The organism is Pseudomonas sp. H1h (assembly GCF_000633255.1).
Taxonomy (GTDB): domain Bacteria; phylum Pseudomonadota; class Gammaproteobacteria; order Pseudomonadales; family Pseudomonadaceae; genus Aquipseudomonas.
In genome coordinates, this window is the sequence record NZ_AYMJ01000023.1 from 70,494 (window position 1) to 87,993 (window position 17,500).

Below are 17,500 nucleotides of genomic sequence, written 5' to 3' on the forward strand. Positions count from 1 at the left end.
TCATGGACGCGACCAATGAGCGATTCCCAGCACACCCACAAACCCGGCGACGGGCATGATCACAGCCATAGTCACAAGCTGCAGCCTGTGCATAAACATGACCACGGCGGTGATTCCTGCTGTTCATCAAAAGCCGCGGCGCCGGCATTGGTGCAATTGAGCGAAAAGACCAGCGCTGACGCCCGACTGAGCAGTTTCCGCATCGAAGCGATGGACTGCCCGACCGAGCAGACGCTGATCCAGAACAAGCTCGGCAAACTGGCCGGCGTGCAGCAACTGGAATTCAACCTGATCAACCGTGTGCTCGGCGTGACGCATAACCTGCCGGGTACCGAGCCAATCACTGAGGCGATCAAATCCCTCGGCATGCACGCCGAGCCGCTGGAGGCAGGCGTCGAGGCGCCGGCCCCTGCGCCGGTGAAAAAGCACTGGTGGCCATTGGCGCTGTCCGGTGTCGGTGCGCTCGCTGCCGAAGTTATCCACTTCACCAATGCCGCGCCGACCTGGGTGGTGGCGATCATTGCGCTGGTATCGATCCTCAGCGGTGGCCTGACCACCTATAAAAAGGGCTGGATCGCCCTGAAGAACCGCAACCTCAACATCAACGCGCTGATGAGCATCGCGGTGACGGGGGCGGTGCTGATCGGGCAGTGGCCGGAAGCGGCGATGGTGATGTTCCTGTTCACTGTGGCCGAACTGATTGAAGCGCGTTCGCTGGATCGCGCCCGTAATGCCATCAGCGGTCTGATGCAGATGACCCCGGAACAGGCCACGGTGCAGCAAGCCGACGGCAACTGGATCGAACAAGAGGTTAAAAGCGTCGAATTGGGCGCCCGCGTGCGGGTAAAACCCGGTGAGCGCATTGCGCTGGACGGCGAAGTCGTCAGCGGCAGCTCGACCATCGATCAGGCGCCAATCACCGGTGAAAGCCTGCCGGTGGAAAAAACCGTCGGCGATAAAGTCTTTGCCGGCACCATCAACCAGGCCGGGTCGCTGGAATACACGGTCACCGCAGCGGCGAACAACTCGACCCTGGCGCGAATCATCCATGCCGTCGAGCAAGCCCAAGGCGCGCGTGCACCGACCCAGCGCTTCGTCGATCAGTTCTCGAAAATCTACACCCCGGTGGTGTTCGTCCTGGCGCTGGCCGTGGCAATCATCCCGCCGCTGTTCATGGGCGCGGTGTGGTTCGACTGGATCTACCGCGCATTGGTGCTGCTGGTGGTGGCGTGCCCGTGCGCACTGGTGATTTCCACTCCGGTGACCATCGTCAGCGGCCTCGCTGCTGCGGCGCGCAAAGGCATTCTGGTCAAGGGCGGCGTGTACCTGGAGGGCGGTTTCAAGCTCGATTATCTGGCGCTGGATAAAACCGGGACGATTACCCACGGCAAACCGGTGCAGACCGATTACCTGTCGCTGGACCCGACCGCCGACGCCACGGCCCCGGCAATTGCCGCCGCGCTGGCCGGGCGTTCCGACCACCCGGTGTCGTTGGCGATTGCCAACGCGGCTGTGGATAAAAACCTTGCCGTGCTGACGGTGGATAACTTCGAAGCGCTGGCCGGTCGTGGTGTGAAAGGGCAGGTCAACGGCCAGACCTATCACCTGGGTAACCACCGTCTGGTTGAAGAGCTGGGCCTGTGCTCGCCGCAACTGGAAGAAAAACTGTTCGCGCTGGAGAAGCAGGGCAAGTCTGTGGTGCTGCTGCTCGACAGCTCCGGCCCGCTGGCGCTGTTCGCCGTGGCCGACACCGTCAAGGAAACCAGCCGCGAAGCGATCCGCCAACTCCATGAACTCGGGGTGAAAACCCTGATGCTCACCGGCGACAACGTTCACACCGCGCAAGCGATTGCCGCACAGGTTGGCATTGACGAGGCCCGTGGCGACTTGCTGCCGACCGACAAACTGCAAGCCATCGAAGACCTTTATGCACAAGGTCGTCGGGTCGGCATGGTCGGCGACGGCATCAACGACGCCCCGGCACTGGCCCGCGCCGAGATCGGTTTCGCCATGGCGGCGGCCGGTACCGACACCGCGATTGAAACCGCCGATGTCGCCTTGATGGACGACGATCTGCGCAAGATCCCGGCGTTCATCAGCCTGTCGCGCAATACCGCCAGCATCCTGAAACAGAACATCGCGTTGGCACTGGTGATCAAGGCTATCTTTCTTGGGGTAACCTTCGCCGGACTCGCCACCATGTGGATGGCGGTGTTCGCCGACATGGGCGTAAGCCTGCTGGTGGTGTTCAACGGCTTGCGCCTGTTGCGTAAATAAACGATGAGGGATGGTTGTGCTGAGTGCCGAGCTGAAAGCGTTTTACATGGTCGCCCGTCTGGGCAGCATCACGCTGGCAGCGAAGAAGCTCGGCCTCAGCCAACCCACCGTGACCACACAGATCCGCAACCTGGAAAGCCAGTATTCGGTGGAGCTGTTCTATCGCGGCGGTCGGCGCCTTAGCGTCAGCGACGAAGGCGCGCGGTTGCTGCCGATGGTCAAGGCGCTATTGCAGCAGGAGTCCGACATCGAGTTCTTCCTGCGCAACAGCGGTCAGGTGCAGGGCACGTTGCGCATCGCCGCCACTGCGCCGTATTACATCCTCGATCTGGTGAAGACTTTTCGCGAGCGCTTGCCGCAGGTGGAAGTGTCGGTGGAAATCGGCAATTCGCAGCAGGTGCTCGAAGCGCTGGAGGACTACCGGGTGGACGTCGCGGCGTCGTCGCAGTTGCTTGAGGATGCACGGTTGATTCGCCGGGTGCTCGGCACTGATCCGCTGGTGCTGGCGGTGCATCGCAACCATCCGCTGGCGGCGCAGGAGCATGTGGCGTTGAGCGCACTGGCCGGGCACACGCTGTTGATGCGCGAGCCGGGTTCGACCACGCGGCGGTTGACCGAAGAGTTGCTGGCCAGCGCCGGAGTGAGTTTCGGCCCGTTGCTGGAGATCGGCAGCCGCGAGTCGATCCGCGAGGCGGTGCTGCGCAATATCGGCATCAGCATCATTGCCCGCCAGGAAGTGCCGCACGATCCGCAGTTGCGGGTGCTGACCATCGAGAACGCGCCGCAGATTCCCGAATACCTGTATTGCCTCAAGGAGCGCAAGGGCGCGCGGCTGCCGGCGGCGTTTCTGGGGTTGGCGCAAGAGATGTCTCCGGCCTGACTTCTCCATAAACCTTGCTGGCCCCTTCGCGAGCAGGCTCGCTCCCATATTGGACCGTATTCACAACACAACTTCCTGTGGGAGCGGGCTTGCTCGCGAAGGCGTCAGCACAGGCAACACCTGCCCTGAGAACTGAACCAAAATCCCCGAATACCACTATCGGCCGTTTTTGCCTCACTGCCACATGACGGACGCATTACAACTCTAGGATTGGCCTCATCTGCTTGATGAGGTCTGTCCATGAATCCTGCCATCGCAACTGCCCTGACCAACCCCGGTGCGCCGATGAAAGTGCGCGGCGTGCAGAAACGCTTCGGCGCGTTCACCGCCCTGGATAACGTCTCCCTTGATGTCGCCGCCGGTGAACTGGTGTGCCTGCTCGGCCCGTCGGGCTGCGGCAAGACCACGTTGCTGCGCTGCATCGCCGGGCTGGAAAAGCAGGACAGCGGCGAACTGTACCTCGGCGACCGCGACGTTTCGCACCTCGCCCCGCAGGCCCGTGATTACGGCATTCTGTTCCAGTCCTACGCGCTGTTCCCCAACCTGACGGTCGAAGCCAACATTGCCTACGGCCTTGCCGGCAGTGGTCGTGACGAAGTGCGCCGCCGCGTCGGTCAGATGCTGGAACTGGTCGGCCTCAGCGGCAGTGAGAAAAAGTACCCGGGCCAGTTGTCTGGCGGCCAACAGCAACGTGTGGCGCTGGCCCGCGCTCTGGCCCCGGCGCCATCGTTGTTGCTGCTCGATGAACCGATGTCGGCCCTCGACGCCCGGGTCCGCGAGCATCTGTGCACCGAACTGCGCCAACTGCAGCGTAACCTCGGCATCACCACCCTGATGGTTACCCACAATCAGGACGAAGCCATGCTGATGGCCGACCGCATCGCCGTGATGAACAACGGCCGCGTCGAGCAATACGCCACCCCCCAGGAAATCTACAACCGCCCGGCCACGCCGTTCGTGGCCGAGTTCGTCGGACAGGGCAACTGGCTGCCGTTCCAGCGCAGCAGCGTCAGCCACGCGCAGGTCGGCGGGATGAGCCTGCGCCTGGCCGATGGCAGCGTACACAGTGCCTCGGGCCGGTTGTTCTGCCGTCCGGAAGCGATCAACGTCAATCCCGTGGTGCACGAAGAAAACCTGTTCCCGGCCAAAGTCCGCGAGATTACCTTCCTCGGCAATCGCTGCCGCATGAGCTTCGAACTCGATCAACTGCCGGGCCACGCATTGCTCGCCGAACTGGCGCCAGAGGCCATGCCGCGCCTCGGTGCCCAGCAAATCATGGTCGCCTTGCCGCCGCGCAGCCTGCAGGTGTTTGCCTGATGAACAGCAACCTCGCGCTGCCGCTACCGCACAAGCGAGTGCAGCAGACTTCCCGTGCCGAAATCGGTGACCGGATCTTCGTCCTCGGCGGCAAACTCCTGCTGCTGTTGCTGCTCGGTGTTGCGGTATTGCTGCCGTTGCTGGCGATCTTCTGGCGCGGTTTCAGCAGCGAAGCCGGGCAGGGCGGTGGCTGGCTCGCCGCCAAGGAGTTGGTAACCAGCGACAATTTCCACTGGCTGCTCGGCAACAGCCTGAAGGTTTCCCTCAGCGTTGCGGCCATCGTCGTACCGCTGGCCTACCTGTTTGCCTACGCCTTGCAACGCACGTTGATTCCGGCAAAAGGCATCTGGCGCGGTATTTCCCTGCTGCCACTGATGGCGCCGTCGATGCTGCCGGGCATTGCGCTGGTCTATCTGTTCGGCAATCAGGGCATGTTGCGCGGGCTGCTTTCGGACAACATCTACGGCTTCTGGGGGATTGTGCTGGGCGAGGTGATCTACACCTTTCCGCATGCGTTGATGATTTTGCTCTCGGCGCTGTCGCTGGCCGATGCGCGCCTGTTTGATGCCGCGTCGAGCATGGGGGCCAGCCCGGCCAAGGCTTTTCGCAGCATTACCTGGCCGGCAACGCGTCAGGCGGTGTTCGCCGCGTTCTGTCTGGTGTTCACCCTGACCATCACCGATTTCGGTGTGCCAGTGGTGGTCGGTGGCGACTATCAAGTGCTGGCGCTGGAAGCCTACAAAGCTGTGGTCGGCCAGCAGCAGTTCGGTCGCGGGGCGCTGATCGGCATGGTGCTGTTGCTGCCGGCGCTGTTCAGCTTCGGCGTCGATGCCTGGCTGCGTCGCCGTCACGGTGATTCCATGAGTGGCCGTGCGCAGGTGTTCAAACCGGCACCGTCGAAAATGCGCGATGCCTGCTATCTGGCGATTGTTTTGCTGATCAGCGCCGCGTTGATTCTGGTGTTCGGCATGGCGGTGTTCTCCTCGCTGGTGAAGTTCTGGCCTTACAACCTGTCGCTGTCGCTCAACCACTACCAGTTCAACGAAACCGCCGGCGGTGGCTGGCTGGCCTACAGCAACAGCCTGAAGATGGCGCTGGGCACGGCACTGATCGGCAGCATGCTGATCTTCACCGGCGCATACCTGATGGAGAAAACCCGCAGCCAACGCGGCCTCAACCTGACCCTGCGCATGCTCAGTTTTGTGCCGATGGCGGTGCCGGGGCTGGTGCTCGGTCTCGGTTACGTCTTTTTCTTCAACCTCAGCGGCAACCCGTTGCACGTGCTCTACGGCACGATGACGCTGCTGATCGTCTGCACCATTGCACACTATCTGACCACCGCACAAATGACCGCGACCACCGCGCTGCGCCAGCTCGACGCCGAGTTCGAAGCCGCCGCGCTGTCGCTCAAGGCGCCGCTGTACCGGCATTACCTGCGCGTCACCGTGCCGATCTGCCTGCCGGCGCTGCTGGACATCGTGCGCTACCTGTTCGTCTCGGCCATGACCACGGTGTCGGCGGCGATCTTCCTCTACAGCCCCGACACCATCCTCGCGGCGGTGGCGGTGCTGAACATGGACGACGCCGGCAACGTTGGCGGCGCGGCGGCGATGTCGACCCTGATTCTGTTCACCTCGGCGGGCGTGTCCTTGCTGCTGGCGTGGGCTTCGCGCGGCTTGCTGCGCCGTTCCCAGGCCTGGCGGCAAACCGCGCCCGGTCACTGATTCAAACCTGCCAACCTCAACTCACCTACAGGAAAACGATCATGTTCAAGCCTATGGCCCTGGCCGCTGCTGTGCTCGCTACTTTCAGCCTGAATGCCTTCGCGGCAAAAACCGAGTTGACGGTGTACACCGCCCTCGAAGCCGAGCAACTGACCGCTTACAAGGCCGCTTTCGAGAAGGCCAACCCGGACGTCGAGATCAAGTGGGTGCGCGATTCCACCGGGATCATCACCGCCAAACTGCTGGCCGAAAAGGCCCGTCCGCAGGCTGACGCGGTGTGGGGCCTGGCCGCTTCGAGCCTGGCGATCCTCGACCAGCAAGGCATGCTGCAAAGCTATGCGCCGAAGGATCTGGGCAAGATCGGCGCGAACTACCGCGACGCCGCCAACCCGCCAGCCTGGGTCGGCATGGACGTCTGGGCCGCAACTATTTGCTTCAACACCGTCGAAGCCCAAAAGCAGGGCCTGAGCAAGCCCGTGAGCTGGCAAGACCTGACCAAGCCTGAGTACAAGGGCAAGATCGTGATGCCCAACCCGGCGTCGTCCGGCACCGGTTTCCTCGACGTCAGTGCCTGGCTGCAAACCTTCGGCGAGAAGCAGGGCTGGGCCTACATGGACGGTCTGCACCAGAACATCGGCCAGTACGTTCACTCCGGTTCCAAGCCTTGCAAACTGGCGGCGGCGGGTGAATTCCCGATCGGTATTTCCTTTGAATACCCGGCCGTACAACTGAAACGCCAAGGCGCGCCGCTGGACATCATCCTGCCGAAGGAAGGCCTGGGTTGGGAGATTGAAGCGACTGCCGTGATCAAAGGCACCCCGCATGAAGACGCGGCGAAGAAACTCGCTGACTTCTCCGCCAGCGCCGAGGCGATGGATCTGTACAAGGAGAACTTCGCTGTTCTTGCGCAGCCGGGGATCGCCAAGCCGCAGACCGAACTGCCGGCCGACTACGAGCAGCGTCTGATCAAGAACGACTTTGCCTGGGCCTCGAAGAACCGTGACGAGATCCTCACCGAGTGGCGCAAGCGTTACGACGGCAAGTCCGAGAAAGTCGTTGCCAAGTAAGACCTTTATCGACTGACAGGGCCTCTTCGCGAGCAAGCCCGCTCCCACATTGGATCTTCAGTGAACGCAAATTCTGTGTGCACCAAAAATCCCCTGTGGGAGCGGGCTTGCTCGCGAAAGCGGTCTCGCATTCAGGGAAAATTTCCATGACACATCACCAAGACCTGCTCATCGTCGGCGCCGGCATCCTTGGTCTGTCCCACGCCTATGCCGCCGCCAAACGCGGCCTCAAGGTCAGCGTTTTCGAGCGCACCGCCACGCCCATTGGTGCCTCGGTGCGCAACTTCGGTCAGGCGCTGGTCACCGGTCAGCCGCCGGGCCCGATGCTCGAACTGGCCAAGGCCAGCCGCGACATCTGGGGCGACTGGGCGCAACTCGCCGGTTTGCAGATCAAGCGCAACGGCTCTTACCTGTTCGCCCGCACTGAAGCCGAAGAACACCTGCTGGAAGCCTTCTGCAACGGTCGCGCCGTTGAGCACGGTTACAACATCCAGCTCCTGCGCGGCGCCGCATTGCGCGACGTGTACCACGGCCAGTTCAGCCACCATCGCGCCGCGTTGCACGGCATGGACGATCAACAGCTGTACTCGCGGGAAGCGATTCCGGCGCTGATCGAATACCTGCGCCGCGACCTCGGCGTCGAGTTTCACTTCAGCACGCTGGTGCGCGACGTCGAACCGGGGCGCCTGCAAAGCACTGCCGGCAGCTTTACGGCAAAGCAGATCATCGTCTGCTCCGGTCACGACTATCAGACCCTGCTGGCCGAGCCGATTGCCGCGCTCGACCCGCAGATCTGCCGTTTGCAGATGCTGCGCGGCAAACCGCAGGTCGAACTGAATCTGCAACACGCCTTGCTCACCGGTTTGAGCTGCGTGCACTACGGCGCTTTCGCCGATTTGCCGGAAGCAGCGGCGGTGCAGGCGCAAATCCTGCGCGAGCAACCGCACCTGCATGACAACGGCATTCACCTGCTGATCAGCCCGACGCCGTATGGCGAATTGATCATTGGCGATTCGCACCATTACGGCAGCGACCCGTCGCCGTTCAACGCCGAGCAGGTCGACAACTGGATGCTGGAACTGGCCGAGCAGACGCTGGGCTGCAAGGTGCAAGTGGTCGAGCGCTGGCAGGGCGTCTATGGTTCCCGAGGGCCGGGGCCGTTTTCGTTCCTGCGCCCGGCAGCGGGGCTGAGTGTGGCGCTGATGCACACCGGCGTCGGCATGAGCGTCGGCCCGGCGCTGGCCGAGCGCAATGTCGCGCAGTTGCTGGAGGAAGTCTGATGGCCGATCACCAACAAGTCGTCGCCCGGGTGTTCGGGTTGTACGAGCGCTTTGGCAGCAGCGATTACATCGGTGAACCGGTGTCGCAGATCGAACACATGTCCCAGGCCGCTGAACTGGCGATCGCCGAAGGCTTCGACGATGAAGTAGTGCTGGCGGCGTTCTTCCATGACATCGGCCATTTGTGTGCCGAGGGTGCCGAGAACATGGGCGGTTATGGTGTGGTCAGCCATGAGCGGCTGGGCGCCAATTACTTGCGTGAGGCCGGTTTCAGCGAGCGTCTGGCGCGGCTGGTGGAATATCACGTGCAGGCCAAGCGTTATCTGACGCTGCGCGAGCCGGGGTACTTTGAGCGATTGAGTGAAGCCAGTCGCAAGACGCTGGCGTATCAGGGCGGGGTGATGAGTGAGGCCGAGGCGGATGCGTTTGAGCGCGATCCGCTGTGTGCCGTGAGTTTGCGGATGCGGCAGTGGGATGAGCTGGCCAAGGAGACGGCGGTGCCGGTGATGGATCTGGGAGTATTGAAGGCGAAAGCGGTGCGGCTGCTGGCGGCGTAACCTGTGTCAGCGAGTCGCGCCATTCGCGGGCAAGCCCGCTCCCACATTCGACCGAGTGCCAGCAGAAGGAAAGCGATCCAACTGTGGGAGCGGGCTTGCTCGCGAAGAGGCCGGTTCAAGCGCTACAAATCTGCAGCCAGCCAATCAATCTGCTCCTGCCGCTCAGCCTGATTCAGCTTTGGATGCGGATTGAGCGAAGACCACTGCGGATGCGCCCGCGCCTTGCTCAGCGCCTCGGGTAGCTTGCCCTCGCGCCAGGTCTTGTTGTGCGGTGTCGCCACCTGAATGCTGTCCAGCGCCGCATGGCCTCGGGCGGTCAGTGCCTGCAGCAGTTGTCGCTGACGCAATGCCAGCAGGCGCAACACGTTGTCATCGACCGTCAGCTCCCGCTGTCCCTTGATCTTGCCGAGCAGGCGATTGCCATAACTGCGGGCGGTTTGCAGGGCGCCGCCGGCAATCGCGCCGGCCAGGGCGGCGGCGCCGAGGGTGATGCCGCCCACCAGCAAATCCACCCCGGCACCGGCTGCAGCGCCGGCGGCAATCCCGCCGCCAACCCGCACACCGAGTTGCTTGAGGGTTTCCGGGTTGAACAAATCATCGCCCCAACGCCCATCGAGCAACGGCAGATCACTGGCGGCCGCGTCCTGTGGGCGGAAGGCGTAGAGCTTGAGCAGCGCTTCGACGCATTTTTGCTCGCGCTGGCGCACGGCCTTGCGCAGTTCGCTGATGGCCTGTTGTTCCTGTTCGGCGTGGCTAGCCACACTGCGCCGGCACGCGGCGCAGTCGATCAGCAATTCGGCAATCAAGCGCGCAGCACTTTGCTGGCGCGCCAGGCGTTGGGCCTGTTGATCGGCGATCAGGCGCTCCAGTTGCGGACGGGCATTTTCCAGCAGCAACGCGAGGCTTTCGTACAGCCGCCGCTCACCATCCTCCGGCGGCGCGACGCTGTCGAAGCGCACCAGCGCATGCAGGCCGAGCCGCGCCAACGCTTCGCGCCAGTCCGGCTCGCGATGGTTGGCGCTGCTGACGAAATTCAATACCGGCAGCAGTGGCTTGCCACAACTGGCGAGCACTTCGAGTTCATCGCGGTACTTGGCCAGCACCGGTTCGCGGGCGTCGATCACATAGAGGCCGGCGTCGGAGGCGAGCAGTTGTCGCAGCACTTTCGCCTCCTGTTCGAAACGCTGGCGTGCCTCGCTGCCGTCGAGAAAGCGCGCCACTCGTGCCGGACCATCGAGGCGTTCGCCGGGGCGTTCCAGGCGCTCGAGGAAATCCAGCAGAGCAATCGCGTCTTCCAATCCCGGTGTGTCGTAGAGATCAAGCAGCGGCTCACCGTCCACCGACAACCGCGCACCCTCGACATGCCGGGTGGTGCTCGGCCGGTGCGAGACTTCGCCGAAGCCGACATCGCGGGTCAGGGTGCGCAGCAGCGAGGTCTTGCCGACGTTGGTGTGGCCGACCACCGCAAGTTTCAGCGGCGCTTTCCGGGCATCAGTCATGACCGTTCTCCAGCCAGTTCAACGGGGCGCAATCGGCGAACGGCAGCTCCAGTTGCTGCAGCGCCACGTGCCAATCGCCGAGGCGGGCGCTGTCCAGTGCTTCACCGGGCGGCGCTTGCAGCAGCCAGACGCGGGTGGCGCTGGCATTGCGCGCCAGTTCGGCGATCAGCGCGAGGCTGCCGCGATCCGGCGAGCGCCGTGGATCGCAGGCGATCAGCAGGCGCGCCGGGGGGAAGCGACTGAGTTGTTCGAGCAGTTTGTGTCGCGACTCGCGGCTGTCGAGGATGCCGGCGTTGCTCACGGTTTTCGGCAGGGCCGGTGGCCAGGGACGCTGGTCGTCGAGTTCGATGGCGACCAGCAGGGCACCGTCGCTCGCATGTTCGCTGACGCTGCTTTCGACCCGATGCAACTGCTGCGGCGCGGCGTCATTGATACCGAGGCGTTCGCTGGTGGGCATCAGGCGTTCGCGCAACTGGGCGTAACCGGGCAGGTTCAAGTCCAGGCTCAGTGCGGTTTTGCCGCTGCTCCAGCGCCAGAAGCAAAACAGTGCCAGCAGCAGGCGCGGCAGCACGCCGTAGACCACCAGTACACCGACCAGCCAGGTCGCCCAGGCCTGCCGCGCACTTTCGATGTCCAGCGCGGCGGCGCCGCTGGCGCGGATCATTTCCACGCTCGGCACGTTGAAGCCGAGCAGCGCCGGCAGCGCGCCGAGGGCCTGGGTCATGTGGATGAAGGTGTCGGCGCTGAGGATCGTGGTTTCCCAGACGAAGCCGTAGCGCCGGGTCGCCATCAGCGTCAGCAGCAACACCAGCGCGCTGAGCATCGCCAGCAGCCACAATCCGTTGACCAATGTGCCGAGCGCCCAGCGGTTGAGCTTCTTGCGTTGCAGCATCAATAGCAGGGCCGGAGCCAGTTGTGCGGCTTTGGCGTCACGGGCGAACTTTTCGCTGAGCCACAGCCACAAGCGTCCAAGGGTGGCGCCGTGTTCGCCGGCAAAAATCAGCCCCAACGCCCAGCTCGACAGCAGAATCAGGTTCAGTCCGAGCAGGCTGCCCAAGGCCCAGAACACATTGACCGGTGTCTGGCTCAGCGCGGCGAAAGCCAGGCCGGCACCACTCAACACCGCGAAAATCATCAGCAGCACCAACGCCAGACGTGCGCCTTGCAGCCAGTGAGTGAGAGCGGCACGCAGCCCGTCGCGTTCGGCCAGCCATGCTGCCCGGCGTTGAATGCGGCTCGGCAGATCGCCACCCGCCGCGCGGGCCAGACGATTGGCTTCCAGATCCTCCAGGGGGCCTGCGTGTTCTTCACGCAGGCGGATGGTTTCAGTCAGCCAGAGGTTTTGCAGTGGAGTGAGTTCAGTCACGCGCCATTCCGTTGCTCAATTGAGCAGTGAGCATAACCGCTGTGGTGCTTATCGGGTCAAGCGAGGCTCTGGTATCCTCGCCGGCATGACTAAATCACTCCCCCTCAGCCTGATCGCAGCCCTCGGTGAAAACCGTGTGATCGGCGTCGACAACAGCATGCCCTGGCACCTGCCGGGGGACTTCAAATACTTCAAGGCCATGACCCTCGGCAAGCCGATCATCATGGGCCGCAAGACCTGGGATTCTCTCGGTCGTCCGCTGCCGGGCCGCTTGAACATCGTGGTCAGCCGTCAGGCCGATCTGGTGCTGGAAGGGGCGCAGGTGTATCCGTCGCTGGAAGCTGCCGTGGTTCGCGCCGAGGAATGGGCGACAGAGCAGGGTGTTGGTGAGCTGATGCTGATTGGCGGCGCGCAGTTGTATGCGCAAGGGCTGGCGCAGGCTGATCGTCTGTATCTGACCCGCGTGGCGCTGAGCCCGGAAGGGGATGCGTGGTTTCCGGAATTCGATCTGAATCAGTGGAAACTGGTGTCGAATGTGGCCAATCCGGCTGAGGGCGACAAGCCCGCGTACAACTTTGAAGTTTGGGAAAGGGCCTAAGCGCTTCGCGAGCAAGCCCGCTCCCACAGGGGATTTGTGTCGATCACAGATCCAATGTGGGAGCGGGCTTGCTCGCGAAGAGGCCCGCTCAATCACTGAAAAGCTTAAGCCTGAGCCAGCTCCGCATGCTCATCCGCATCCAGCAGTTCTTTATCCGTCTGCTGCATCACCTGGCTGGTAATCGCACCCGCCGTGATCGAACCACTCACGTTCAACGCCGTACGACCCATGTCGATCAGCGGCTCAACCGAAATCAGCAGCGCCACCAGTGACACCGGCAAACCCATCGCCGGCAGCACGATCAGCGCCGCAAACGTCGCGCCGCCACCGACACCGGCCACACCGGCCGAGCTCAGGGTCACAATCGCCACCAGCGTCGCGATCCACAGCGGATCCAGCGGGTTGATGCCCACGGTTGGCGCTACCATCACCGCCAACATCGCCGGGTACAGGCCGGCGCAGCCGTTTTGGCCGATAGTCGCACCGAACGAAGCAGCGAAACTCGCCACCGATTGTGGAATCCCCAGACGACGGGTCTGCGCTTCGATGCTCAGCGGAATGCTCGCTGCGCTGGAGCGGCTGGTGAACGCAAACGTCAGCACCGGCCAGATCTTGCGGAAGAAGCGCAACGGGTTGATCCCGGCCGCCGACACCAGCAGGCCATGCACCACGAACATCAGGCCCAGACCGAGGTATGAGACCACGACGAAACTGCCGAGCTTGATGATGTCTTGCAGGTTGGAACCGGCGACCACTTTGGTCATCAGCGCCAGCACGCCGTACGGGGTCAGCTTCATCACCAGACGCACCAGACGCATCACCCAGGCTTGCAGGGTGTCGATGGCGTTGATCACTTTCTGACCTTTCTCGACGTCATCCTTGAGCAGTTGCAGCGCAGCAACCCCCAGGAATGCAGCGAAGATCACCACGCTGATGATCGAAGTCGGCTTGGCCCGAGCCAGGTCGGCGAACGGGTTCTGCGGAATGAACGACAGCAGCAACTGCGGCACATTCAAGTCGGCGACCTTGCCGGCGTAATCGGTCTGAATGGTTTGCAGGCGAGCCATTTCCTGGGTGCCGGCGACCAGACCTTCAGCGGTCAGGCCGAACAGGTTGGTCAGGCCAATGCCGATCAGCGCCGCGATCGCGGTCGTGAACAGCAAGGTGCCGATGGTCAGGAAGCTGATCTTGCCCAGCGATGAGGCGTTGTGCAGACGCGCCACCGCACTGAGGATCGAGGCGAACACCAGCGGGATCACGATCATTTGCAGCAACTGCACGTAACCGTTGCCCACCAGGTCGAACCAGCCGATCGAGGCTTTCAGCACCGGGTTGCCAGCACCGTAGACGGTATGCAGGGCGACGCCGAACGCCACGCCCAGACCCAGCGCGAGCAGGACTTTTTTCGCCAGGCTCCAGGTGGTGTGGCGGGTTTGCGCCAGGCCAAAGAGCAGGGCGAGGAACACCAGCAGATTGAGGATCAGCGGCAGATTCATGAAGACTCCGATAAGACTTGTGCCAGTCGCCTTCTTGGGCGACTGCGAACCGGCAAGCCTAACAGTTTGATTTCCAATGAATTAATACCGAAATCGCAGGTCGTCCGTCGTTTTTGGAATAAGCGCTTGTCGCTCTCGGCAATGCAGCTGGCGTTGAGGAGACGTAAGCGGTCGCTGACAGACGAGGACTGTCACACTTATTTGTTAGCGTCGATGTCTTTACATCAGGGAGAAAGCGCCAATGAAGTTCGCACCGAAGTTTCTGGCTGTCGCACTGACGTTAGGGTTGGGTCTGGCGGGTCAGGCGTTCGCCACCGACCTGAAACACTGGCCGGCGGATCAGGCCAAGGCACTGGACGCGATGATCGCGGCCAACGCCAACAAGGGTAACTACGCGGTGTTCGACATGGACAACACCAGTTACCGCTACGATCTCGAAGAGTCGTTGCTGCCGTTCATGGAAAACAAGGGCCTGATCACTCGCGACAAACTCGATCCCTCCCTGAAACTGATGCCGTTCAAGGACACCGCCGACCACAAGGAAAGCCTGTTCAGTTACTACTATCGCCTGTGCGAAGTCGATGACATGGTCTGCTACCCGTGGGTGGCGCAGGTGTTCTCCGGCTTCACCCTCAAGGAGCTCAAGGGGTATGTCGATGAGCTGATGGCTTCGGGCAAGCCGGTACCAACCACCTATTACGATGGCGATGTGGTGAAGAACCTCGACGTGCAGCCGCCGAAAGTCTTTACCGGTCAGGCCGAGCTGTACAACAAGCTGATGGAGAACGGCATCGAGGTCTACGTGATGACTGCCGCCTCTGAAGAGCTGGTGCGGATGGTCGCGGCTGATCCGAAGTACGGTTACAACGTCAAACCGCAAAACGTGATCGGTGTCAGCACGCTGCTGAAGAACCGCGAAACCGGCGAGCTGACCACTGCGCGCAAACAGATCACGGCAGGCAAATATGACGAGAAGGCCAACCTCGGCCTCGAACTGACCCCATACCTGTGGACCCCCGCCACCTGGATGGCCGGCAAGCACGCGGCGATCCTGACCTACATCGACGAGTGGAAAAAACCGGTGCTGGTGGGCGGCGACACCCCGAGCAGCGACGGTTACATGCTGTTCCACGATGTGGATGTGGCCAAGGGCGGTATTCACCTGTGGGTCAACCGCAAGGACAAATACATGACTCAGTTGAACGGCATGATGGCCAAGCACGCAGCAGCGCAGGCCAAGGAAGGTTTGCCGGTGACAGCGGACAAGAACTGGGTGATCGTCAAGCCTGAAGAAATTCAGTAAGCCCCGGTCCTCTGTGGGGGCACAGACTCCGGGATCACTGACAGTCCTTGTGGGAGCGGGCTTGCTCGCGAAGAAGGAGTGTCAGGCGACAGTTTTTTTGACCGGTAGACCGCTTTCGCGAGCAAGCCCGCTCCCACAGTTTTGATCTTCAGGGTCTGGGATATTTTCATCAGGCAAAAAAATGCCCCGCACTTTGGCGGGGCATTTTTGTTTCTGCGATTGGACGCTTACAGCCCGTCGAGCATCGCCTTGTTACGTACGGCACCCTTGTCGGCGCTGGTCGCCAGCAGGGCGTAGGCCTTGAGCGCGGTGGTCACTTTGCGAGGGCGCTGTTCGACCGGTTTCCAGCCTTTCTTGTCCTGCTCGATCCGGCGTGCAGCCAGTTCTTCATCACTGACCAACAGGTTGATCGAGCGGTTCGGAATGTCGATCAGCACTTTGTCGCCGTCCTGCACCAGACCGATCGCGCCACCGGCGGCGGCCTCTGGCGAGGCGTGACCGATGGACAGGCCCGACGTACCGCCGGAGAAACGACCGTCGGTGAGCAGCGCACAGGCTTTGCCCAGGCCTTTGGATTTGAGGTACGAAGTCGGGTAGAGCATTTCCTGCATGCCCGGGCCGCCTTTCGGGCCTTCGTAGCGAATGATGACGATGTCGCCTTCCTTCACTTCGTCAGCGAGGATGCCGCGCACCGCACTGTCCTGGCTTTCGAAGATCTTCGCGTTGCCTTCGAAGACGTGGATCGACTCGTCGACGCCGGCAGTTTTCACCACGCAGCCGTCGAGGGCGATGTTGCCGTACAGCACGGCCAGGCCGCCTTCTTTCGAATAGGCGTGCTCGAAGCTGCGGATGCAGCCGTTTTCACGGTCGTCGTCGAGGGTTTCCCAACGGGTCGACTGGCTGAACGCCGTCTGCGTCGGGATACCGGCAGGACCTGCCTTGAAGAAGTGATGCACGGCTTCATCGGTCGTCTGGGTGATGTCCCACTTGGCGATGGCTTCTTCCATGCTGCGGCTGTGCACAGTCGGCAGGTCGGTGTGCAGCAGGCCGCCACGGGCCAGCGAACCGAGGATGCTGAAGATGCCGCCGGCGCGGTGTACGTCTTCCATGTGGTACTTCTGGATGTTCGGCGCGACTTTGCACAGTTGCGGCACGCTGCGCGAGAGGCGGTCGATGTCGCGCAGATCGAAATCGATCTCGGCTTCCTGGGCGGCAGCCAGCAAGTGCAGGATGGTGTTGGTCGAACCGCCCATCGCGATGTCGAGCATCATCGCGTTCTCGAACGCCTTGAAGTTGGCGATGTTACGCGGCAGTACGGATTCGTCGTTCTCGCCGTAGTAACGCTTGCACAGCTCGACGATGGTGCGGCCGGCCTGCAGGAACAGCTGTTCGCGGTCGCTGTGGGTGGCCAGGGTCGAACCGTTGCCTGGCAGGGCGAGGCCCAGTGCTTCGGTCAGGCAGTTCATCGAGTTGGCGGTGAACATGCCGGAGCACGAACCGCAGGTCGGGCAGGCGCTGCGCTCGTACTCGGCGACTTTCTCGTCAGAAGCGCTGGAGTCGGCGGCGATCACCATGGCGTCGACGAGGTCGAGGCCGTGGGAAGCGAGTTTGGTCTTGCCGGCTTCCATCGGGCCGCCGGACACGAAGATCACCGGAATGTTCAGGCGCAGAGCGGCCATCAGCATGCCCGGGGTGATCTTGTCGCAGTTGGAAATGCAGACAATGGCGTCGGCGCAGTGGGCGTTGACCATGTACTCGACGGAGTCGGCGATGATCTCGCGGCTCGGCAGCGAATAGAGCATGCCGTCGTGGCCCATGGCGATGCCGTCGTCCACGGCGATGGTGTTGAATTCTTTCGCTACGCCACCGGCGCGTTCGATTTCACGGGCAACCAGTTGACCGAGGTCTTTGAGGTGCACGTGGCCCGGTACGAACTGGGTGAAGGAGTTGGCAATGGCGATGATCGGCTTCTTGAAGTCGTCATCTTTCATCCCGGTTGCGCGCCACAGTGCGCGGGCGCCGGCCATGTTGCGGCCGTGGGTGGATGTTTTCGAACGGTAATCAGGCATTGGAGCACTCCGGGCGGCTAATCAGGTATCAAAAGGGAGTGAGCTTCTATTGACGTCTGGAACACTC

At 62.4% G+C, this 17,500-nt stretch carries 13 protein-coding genes; 9 read left to right on the top strand and 4 right to left on the bottom strand.

Annotation, left to right across the window (positions count from 1 at the left end):
* Positions 1-15 precede the first annotated feature (15 nt).
* The 7 genes from U862_RS0120125 (at position 16) to U862_RS0120155 (ending at position 9,102) form a co-directional block, all read left to right on the top strand.
* The gene (locus tag U862_RS0120125) at positions 16-2,277 is read left to right on the top strand and encodes a heavy metal translocating P-type ATPase (protein WP_025112061.1); all 2,262 of its coding nucleotides are present in this window, start codon (positions 16-18) and stop codon (positions 2,275-2,277) included.
* Between the two features lie 16 nt (positions 2,278-2,293).
* Positions 2,294-3,157, top strand: coding sequence for a LysR family transcriptional regulator (locus U862_RS0120130; RefSeq protein WP_025112062.1), 864 nt, complete (start codon positions 2,294-2,296; stop codon positions 3,155-3,157).
* A 240-nt stretch (positions 3,158-3,397) separates the two neighbouring features.
* Entirely contained in the window at positions 3,398-4,474 is a 1,077-nt protein-coding gene (locus tag U862_RS0120135; protein WP_025112063.1) for a putative 2-aminoethylphosphonate ABC transporter ATP-binding protein, read from the top strand.
* Positions 4,474-6,198, top strand: a complete 1,725-nt coding sequence (locus U862_RS0120140; RefSeq protein ID WP_025112064.1) for a putative 2-aminoethylphosphonate ABC transporter permease subunit — start codon at positions 4,474-4,476, stop codon at positions 6,196-6,198. The genes U862_RS0120135 and U862_RS0120140 overlap by 1 nt, the downstream gene beginning before the upstream one ends.
* 41 nt (positions 6,199-6,239) lie before the next feature.
* A complete protein-coding gene (locus U862_RS0120145; protein WP_025112065.1) occupies positions 6,240-7,265 on the top strand; it encodes a putative 2-aminoethylphosphonate ABC transporter substrate-binding protein in 1,026 nt (341 codons plus the stop codon).
* A gap of 146 nt (positions 7,266-7,411) precedes the next feature.
* Positions 7,412-8,545, top strand: a complete 1,134-nt coding sequence (locus U862_RS0120150) for a TIGR03364 family FAD-dependent oxidoreductase (protein WP_025112066.1) — start codon at positions 7,412-7,414, stop codon at positions 8,543-8,545.
* A complete protein-coding gene (locus U862_RS0120155) occupies positions 8,545-9,102 on the top strand; it encodes a phosphonate degradation HD-domain oxygenase (protein ID WP_025112067.1) in 558 nt (185 codons plus the stop codon). The genes U862_RS0120150 and U862_RS0120155 overlap by 1 nt, the downstream gene beginning before the upstream one ends.
* Before the next feature lie 122 nt (positions 9,103-9,224).
* Here U862_RS0120155 and U862_RS0120160 read toward each other — a convergent pair whose 3' ends face one another.
* Positions 9,225-10,601: a GTPase/DUF3482 domain-containing protein gene (locus U862_RS0120160; protein WP_025112068.1), complete on the bottom strand. Its 1,377-nt coding sequence runs from the start codon at positions 10,599-10,601 to the stop codon at positions 9,225-9,227.
* Positions 10,594-11,967, bottom strand: coding sequence for a DUF2868 domain-containing protein (locus tag U862_RS0120165; RefSeq protein WP_025112069.1), 1,374 nt, complete (start codon positions 11,965-11,967; stop codon positions 10,594-10,596). Before U862_RS0120165 ends, U862_RS0120160 begins: the two co-directional genes overlap by 8 nt.
* Positions 11,968-12,052: 85 nt before the next feature.
* On the opposite strand from U862_RS0120165, the gene U862_RS0120170 reads away from it, so the two are divergent.
* Positions 12,053-12,565 carry a dihydrofolate reductase gene (locus U862_RS0120170; RefSeq protein ID WP_025112070.1) on the top strand — a complete coding sequence of 171 codons (513 nt, stop codon included), beginning with the start codon at positions 12,053-12,055 and terminating at the stop codon, positions 12,563-12,565.
* 104 nt (positions 12,566-12,669) lie between these two features.
* Here U862_RS0120170 and U862_RS0120175 read toward each other — a convergent pair whose 3' ends face one another.
* Positions 12,670-14,061, bottom strand: a complete 1,392-nt coding sequence (locus tag U862_RS0120175; protein WP_025112071.1) for an L-cystine transporter — start codon at positions 14,059-14,061, stop codon at positions 12,670-12,672.
* A gap of 241 nt (positions 14,062-14,302) precedes the next feature.
* Between U862_RS0120175 and U862_RS0120180 the strand changes: the two genes are divergently transcribed.
* Positions 14,303-15,364 (top strand): hypothetical protein, encoded by a 1,062-nt coding sequence (locus U862_RS0120180; RefSeq protein WP_025112072.1) that lies wholly within the window; start codon positions 14,303-14,305, stop codon positions 15,362-15,364.
* A 227-nt stretch (positions 15,365-15,591) separates the two neighbouring features.
* Here the strand turns inward: U862_RS0120180 and ilvD are convergent, their stop codons facing one another.
* Entirely contained in the window at positions 15,592-17,433 is a 1,842-nt protein-coding gene (ilvD, locus tag U862_RS0120185; protein ID WP_025112073.1) for a dihydroxy-acid dehydratase, read from the bottom strand.
* Positions 17,434-17,500: the final 67 nt, after the last annotated feature.